Origin of the sequence: Geobacillus sp. CAMR5420 (assembly GCF_000691465.1) — a bacterium.
GTDB lineage: Bacteria > Bacillota > Bacilli > Bacillales > Anoxybacillaceae > Geobacillus > Geobacillus thermoleovorans.
In genome coordinates this window covers 140,714-146,906 of record NZ_JHUS01000054.1, presented here as the reverse complement: position 1 = coordinate 146,906, position 6,193 = coordinate 140,714, and the positions used below count along the sequence as shown (strand labels likewise).

Annotated in this window: 7 protein-coding genes; 6 read left to right on the top strand and 1 reads right to left on the bottom strand. The window is 53.5% G+C overall.

All coding sequences use genetic code 11. The features are described from left to right. Positions 1-209 precede the first annotated feature (209 nt). Entirely contained in the window at positions 210-662 is a 453-nt protein-coding gene (locus DI44_RS03715; protein ID WP_014196467.1) for a YslB family protein, read from the bottom strand. A 243-nt stretch (positions 663-905) separates the two neighbouring features. Here DI44_RS03715 and DI44_RS03720 point away from each other — a divergent pair, with 243 nt between their 5' ends. From DI44_RS03720 to racE, 6 genes are all read left to right on the top strand, one after another. Then, positions 906-1,514 (top strand): succinate dehydrogenase cytochrome b558 subunit, encoded by a 609-nt coding sequence (locus tag DI44_RS03720; protein WP_011232147.1) that lies wholly within the window; start codon positions 906-908, stop codon positions 1,512-1,514. A 168-nt stretch (positions 1,515-1,682) separates the two neighbouring features. Then, entirely contained in the window at positions 1,683-3,440 is a 1,758-nt protein-coding gene (sdhA, locus tag DI44_RS03725) for a succinate dehydrogenase flavoprotein subunit (protein ID WP_011232146.1), read from the top strand. A 1-nt stretch (position 3,441) separates the two neighbouring features. Beyond that, on the top strand, positions 3,442-4,203 hold the full coding sequence (gene sdhB, locus DI44_RS03730; protein WP_011232145.1) for a succinate dehydrogenase iron-sulfur subunit: 762 nt from the start codon (positions 3,442-3,444) through the stop codon (positions 4,201-4,203). Positions 4,204-4,435: 232 nt separating this feature from the next. Then, complete coding sequence (locus DI44_RS03735; RefSeq protein ID WP_020754265.1) at positions 4,436-4,660, top strand: response regulator transcription factor; 225 nt, start codon at positions 4,436-4,438, stop codon at positions 4,658-4,660. Between the two features lie 208 nt (positions 4,661-4,868). Next, positions 4,869-5,312: a MarR family transcriptional regulator gene (locus DI44_RS03740; RefSeq protein ID WP_015375537.1), complete on the top strand. Its 444-nt coding sequence runs from the start codon at positions 4,869-4,871 to the stop codon at positions 5,310-5,312. A gap of 9 nt (positions 5,313-5,321) precedes the next feature. Then, the gene (gene racE, locus DI44_RS03745; protein WP_011232143.1) at positions 5,322-6,116 is read left to right on the top strand and encodes a glutamate racemase; all 795 of its coding nucleotides are present in this window, start codon (positions 5,322-5,324) and stop codon (positions 6,114-6,116) included. Positions 6,117-6,193 lie beyond the last annotated feature (77 nt).

Below are 6,193 nucleotides of genomic sequence, written 5' to 3'. Positions count from 1 at the left end.
TCCATCCATCGAGCAGCCGTGATTGGAGTGCCTTTATTAAACGGTTGTCTCCACATCTTTATTCTATCATACACAAAAGAAAGGGGGAACGCGCATTCCTCTCCCACTTACTCCCTTTGGTCGTTGAAGTGGGAGTCTCCTGCGCGAAATAGGATGAATAATGGCTGAACGGACGCCCGTTTTGCGAGCGGACGCCCGTTCTTTGCATGTCATTCGATCGCCTGCTTCCGATCCCATTTCACCAAAATGCGCGCTTTGCCGTCCCGCTTTGGCGGCAGTTCGACCGCTTCGGTGACGAACCGCTTTTGTTGTTCGATTTGCTGGGCGAGAAATCCAGCCTCAAGCTGGAACGAGCAGCTGCCGTACAAGGAAAAGCGGGCGGCGATGATGGGGCCCGACAGCTCGATATAGAGTTCGTCGTTTCGCTCTTCGCCGGTTGATAGCTCCCCCCAGCCCGCCCGTTCAAAAAATACGGCGACGTCATCGAGCGTTCCGAGCGGGTAGCGCCGCGCCAGCTGTTTGCCGGCCCAGTACAGCAGCGAAGCGGCATCTTTGCCAAGCAGCTCGGGAAGAAGCGAATGGCGAAGCAGCTCAGTCCCGAAGGCGGAAAGCGCAATTGACCCAAACATTTGATATTGGTCCTCTAATGGTGGCTGTTTCATCGTTTTCCCCTCTTTCTATCCATTTCCCCATTATAGCTGAATTGCTGTCGGAGTGCATCCTCTTTCCTAAGGTGGCGCAACTATGAGAATGTTTGAACATTTTGTGTCAGTGTTTTCTTGACGCTTGTACAATGTGGGAGTACAATGAATGTGACAAGCGAATAGGGGAATGGAAGACGTTTCCGTTTCCGCATGGCGAGCGAGAGGGACATATTTTTTATTCAATTGAAGGGGGTTTACATAATGGCAGGGAATCGCGAGTTTTACTATCGCCGGCTCCATTCGCTGCTGGGGGTTGTTCCCGTCGGCATCTTTTTAGTGCAGCACTTGGTCGTCAACCATTTTGCGACCCGTGGGCCGGAAGCGTTTAACCGGGCGGCGGCGTTTATGGAAAACTTGCCGTTCCGCTATTTTCTTGAAATTTTTGTTATTTTTCTTCCATTGTTGTTCCACGCTGTATACGGCATTTATATCGCGTTTACAGCCAAATTCAACACTCGCCAGTACGGCTATTTCCGCAACTGGATGTTCATGCTTCAGCGGATCACCGGCATCATTACATTGATTTTTGTCGTCTGGCATGTGTATGAAACGCGGGTGCAGGCTGCATTCGGCGCCGAAGTGAACTACGACATGATGGCCAACATTGTCGACAATCCGTTTATGCTCGGATTTTATATTGTTGGAATCTTGTCCACGGTCTTTCACTTCGCCAACGGCTTATGGTCGTTCTGCGTCAGCTGGGGGTTGACGGTGTCCCCTCGTTCGCAGCAAGTATTTACGTACATTACGATGATCATTTTCATCGCGCTTTCCATTGTCGGCATTCGCGCCATCTTGGCGTTTGCGTAAGACAAGCGTTCCATTCCTAAGGAATGATTCAACGATGAACTGCTGCGTTGGCTCGTGACAAACGTGCTCTAGCCGTTCGCCGAACGATCGCTTGGTCGATGGCGGGCCGGCAAGGCAAAACGTGCGGCATGCAAGCAAAAGCAGCAATCTATTAGGGAGTGAGTAGCTATGAAAAAAGGGAAAATCATCGTTGTTGGCGGTGGGCTGGCCGGTTTGATGGCCACGATTAAAATCGCCGAAGCAGGAGTGCCTGTCGAACTGTTTTCGCTCGTTCCGGTAAAGCGTTCTCACTCCGTCTGTGCCCAAGGCGGCATTAACGGAGCGGTCAACACGAAAGGGGAAGGCGACTCGCCGTGGGAGCATTTTGACGACACCGTCTATGGCGGGGACTTCTTGGCGAACCAGCCTCCGGTCAAAGCGATGTGTGAAGCGGCGCCGGGGATTATTTACATGCTCGATCGGATGGGCGTCATGTTCAACCGGACGCCGGAAGGGTTGCTTGATTTCCGTCGTTTCGGGGGGACGCAGCATCACCGGACCGCCTATGCTGGAGCCACGACTGGCCAACAAATTTTGTATGCACTTGATGAACAGGTGCGCCGCCATGAAGTGGCCGGGCTCGTCACGAAGTACGAGCATTGGGAGTTTTTAGGCGTCGTTTTGGATGACGAGCAAATCTGCCGCGGCATCGTCGCACAAGATTTGCGGTCCATGGAAATCAAAGCGTTTCCAGCCGATGCCGTCATTTTGGCGACCGGCGGCCCGGGGATCATTTTTGGGAAATCGACGAACTCGGTCATCAACACTGGTTCAGCGGCTTCGATCGCCTATCAGCAAGGCGTTTACTACGCGAACGGCGAGTTCATCCAAATTCACCCGACCGCCATTCCGGGCGATGACAAGCTCCGCCTTATGAGCGAATCGGCGCGCGGGGAAGGCGGACGCATTTGGACGTATAAAGACGGGAAACCGTGGTACTTCCTTGAGGAAAAATATCCGGCTTACGGAAACTTGGTGCCGCGCGACATCGCCGCACGGGAAATTTTCCACGTCTGCGTCGATTTGAAGCTCGGCATCAACGGCGAAAACATGGTGTATTTGGATTTGTCACATAAAGATCCGAAAGAGTTGGATGTTAAGCTCGGCGGCATTATCGAAATTTACGAGAAGTTCATGGGCGAAGACCCGCGCAAAGTGCCGATGAAGGTGTTCCCGGCCGTTCACTACTCGATGGGCGGCTTATGGGTCGACTATGACCAAATGACGAACATCAAAGGGTTGTTTGCTGCCGGCGAGTGCGACTATTCGATTCACGGCGCGAACCGCCTCGGGGCAAACTCGCTTCTGTCGGCGATTTACGGCGGAATGGTCGCCGGCCCGAACGCCGTCCGCTACATCCGCGGCCTCGAGAAATCGGCGGATGCGATGCCGTCGACGTTATACGACAGCTATGTGAAACGGGAGCAGGAAAAATGGGAGAACATTTTGGCGATGGACGGCACGGAAAACGCCTATGTGCTGCATAAAGAGCTCGGTGAATGGATGACGGCGAACGTGACGATCGTCCGCTACAACGACCGGTTGCTGAAGACGGATGAGAAAATTCAAGAGCTGATGGAGCGGTACAAAAACATCAGCGTCACCGACACGTCGAGATGGAGCAACCAAGGAGCGACGTTTATCCGCCAGCTGTACAACATGCTGCAGCTCGCCCGCGTCATTACGCTTGGCGCTTACCATCGCAATGAAAGCCGTGGGGCGCACTACAAGCCGGAGTTTCCGGAGCGCAATGACGAAGAGTGGCTGAAAACGACGATGGCCCGCTACACGCCAGATGGTCCGGCGTTCCATTATGAAGACGTTGACGTCTCGTTGATTAAACCGCGCAAGCGCGACTACAGCAAAAAGAAAGAGGAAGTGAAGTAAGATGAGCGAGAACAAAACGGTTCGTTTGATCATCACGCGCCAAGATCGTCCGGATTCCGCGCCGTATGAAGAAGAGTTTGTCATTCCGTACCGCCCGAACATGAACGTCATTTCGGCGCTCATGGAAATTCGTCGCAATCCAGTCAACGCCAAAGGGGAAAAAACGACGCCGGTCGCTTGGGAAATGAACTGTCTGGAAGAAGTATGCGGAGCCTGTTCGATGGTCATTAACGGCAAACCGCGCCAGGCGTGCGCCGCGCTCATTGACAAACTCGAGCAGCCGATCCGCCTTGAGCCGATGCGCACATTCCCTGTCATCCGCGACTTGGTCATCGATCGGAGCCGGATGTTTGACGCGTTGAAGCGAGTGAAAGCATGGATTCCGATCGACGGAACGTACGACTTGGGTCCGGGGCCGCGCATGCCAGAGCGGAAGCGGCAATGGGCGTACGAGCTGTCAAAATGCATGACATGCGGCGTCTGCCTCGAAGCGTGCCCGAACGTCAACAGCAAGTCGAACTTTATCGGCCCGGCGCCGCTGTCGCAAGTGCGGCTGTTTAACGCCCACCCGACCGGGGCGATGCATAAAGCCGAACGGCTGCGGGCGATTATGGGCGACGGCGGACTGGCCAACTGTGGCAACTCGCAAAACTGCGTGCAATCGTGCCCGAAGGGCATTCCGTTGACGACATCGATCGCGGCGTTAAACCGCGAAACGACGATTCAAATGTTCCGCGATTTCTTTGGCAGCGACGAAGTGTAGCGGCAGAATCAAAATCCCCTTCATTCGAATAGACATGAGGGGGATTTTTTGTTTTGCTAGACAAGCGGCAGCCAACCGTCTCCGGCGAACCGAAAGATGAAGAAAAAAAGACCCATTTTTCTATTAGATAAGCAAATTTTCGTCACCGCCGCTCTTGCTCTCACATACGATATGGCGAGGAAATACCCATCCGGCAGTTCGGGCCCATTGAGAGCAAGGAGGGTTACAACCGTTGAAGGACAAATCATTTCAATCGAAGCCGCTTTTGACAAAAAGAGAAAAAGAAGTCTTCGAATTGCTCGTGCAAGACAAGACGACGAAAGAGATCGCCCAAGAGCTGTTTATCAGCGAGAAAACGGTCCGCAACCATATTTCGAATGCGATGCAAAAGCTTGGGGTCAAGGGGCGCTCGCAAGCTGTCATTGAATTGCTTCGAATGGGCGAACTTGAACTATAAACGATGCCGGCTTTCCTTGTTGGACAGCCGGCTGTTATGTTCCCTTGCGGCCGGACGAGGCTTGGCGCCCGTCCGGCCTTCGTCCGCGGCGGCCGCCGCATTTTTTTGTTGATTATCTTTGCCGGTGTTGTAAAATGAAAAGTAAGAATAGCTGTCGACGCAAGCCGCCGTTTGAGGCTGGCCGCGGAAACGATCAAGGAGAGATGGTATGCCGTCTGCGATGAATGAACAAACGGTCGCCGAGTTGGAAAAATTGCTTCGCTATATCGCCGCCAATTTGAAACAGCGCGGCCGTGAAATTTTAACCAACTATCCGATCACCCCACCGCAATTTGTCGCCCTGCAGTGGCTGCTTGAAGAAGGGGACTTGACGGTCGGCGAGTTATCGAACAAAATGTATTTGGCGTGCAGCACGACGACCGACTTGGTCGACCGTATGGAGCGGAACGGACTTGTCGCCAGAGTCCGCGATGAACACGACCGCCGCGTCGTCCGCATTCACTTGTTGGAAAAAGGCGAGCGCATCATTGAGGAAGTGATTGAAAAACGCCAGAGAGATTTAGCTAAAGTGTTGGAAAATTTTTCTGAAGAGGAAATCGTTCTCTTTGAGCGTTGTTTGCGCAAATTGCATCAAGAAATGACGAAAGAATGAGGCGATCACTTGGAAAGAGCAATTGGTGTCATTGACTCAGGAGTCGGCGGTTTGACCGTCGCCAAAGAAATTATGAGGCAGCTGCCGAAAGAACAAATTATTTACTTAGGCGACACCGCCCGTTGCCCGTACGGGCCGCGGCCGGTGGAAGAAGTCCGTCGATTTACGTGGCAAATGATTGATTACTTGCGGCAATATCCCTTGAAAATGCTTGTTATCGCCTGCAACACCGCGACGGCGGTCGCGCTTGACGACGTGCGGGCGAAGCTTGACATTCCTGTGCTTGGCGTTATTCATCCCGGCGCTCGCGCGGCCCTGAAAGCGACTAGGCGCGGGCACATCGGCGTCATCGGCACGATTGGCACGATCCGAAGCCGGGCGTATGAAAAGGCGCTTCAATCCATCAATCCGCGCGTCCAAGTCGAGAGCTTGGCCTGTCCGAAATTCGTTCCGCTTGTGGAAAGCGGCGACTTTGAAGGGCAGGAGGCGATGGCGATCGTCGCCGAATCGCTCGCTCCGCTCCGTCCGCTGCCGATCGATGTGCTGATTTTAGGCTGCACGCATTATCCGTTGCTCGCGCCGCTCATTCGCACGTATATGGGCAAACGCGTGAAGCTCATTTGCTCGGGCGGTGAGACGGCTCGTGAAGTGAGCGCGATTTTGCACCACAGCCAGCTCCTTTACACCGGCGAGCGCGAACCGGAGCATTTGTTTTTCACGACCGGGCCGAAAGAGCTGTTTGAAAAGATTTCCGGGAAGTGGTTTGGCAAGCCGATCGGCACGGTCGAAGCGATTCGGCTTTAACCAACCAATCCTTTAGCGTCCATGCGCTAAAGGATTTTTTTATTCTATTTTGGAAAACGGCTCGTATACATAGTAGT

What these genes read in the sequence shown, in the direction of transcription:
- DI44_RS03740 (WP_015375537.1), top strand. Translation starts at nt 4,869, where the DNA reads ATGCCGTCTGCGATGAATGAACAAACGGTCGCCGAGTTGGAAAAATTG.
- DI44_RS03715 (WP_014196467.1), bottom strand. Translation starts at nt 662, where the DNA reads ATGAAACAGCCACCATTAGAGGACCAATATCAAATGTTTGGGTCAATT.
- sdhB (WP_011232145.1), top strand. Translation starts at nt 3,442, where the DNA reads ATGAGCGAGAACAAAACGGTTCGTTTGATCATCACGCGCCAAGATCGT.
- sdhA (WP_011232146.1), top strand. Translation starts at nt 1,683, where the DNA reads ATGAAAAAAGGGAAAATCATCGTTGTTGGCGGTGGGCTGGCCGGTTTG.
- DI44_RS03720 (WP_011232147.1), top strand. Translation starts at nt 906, where the DNA reads ATGGCAGGGAATCGCGAGTTTTACTATCGCCGGCTCCATTCGCTGCTG.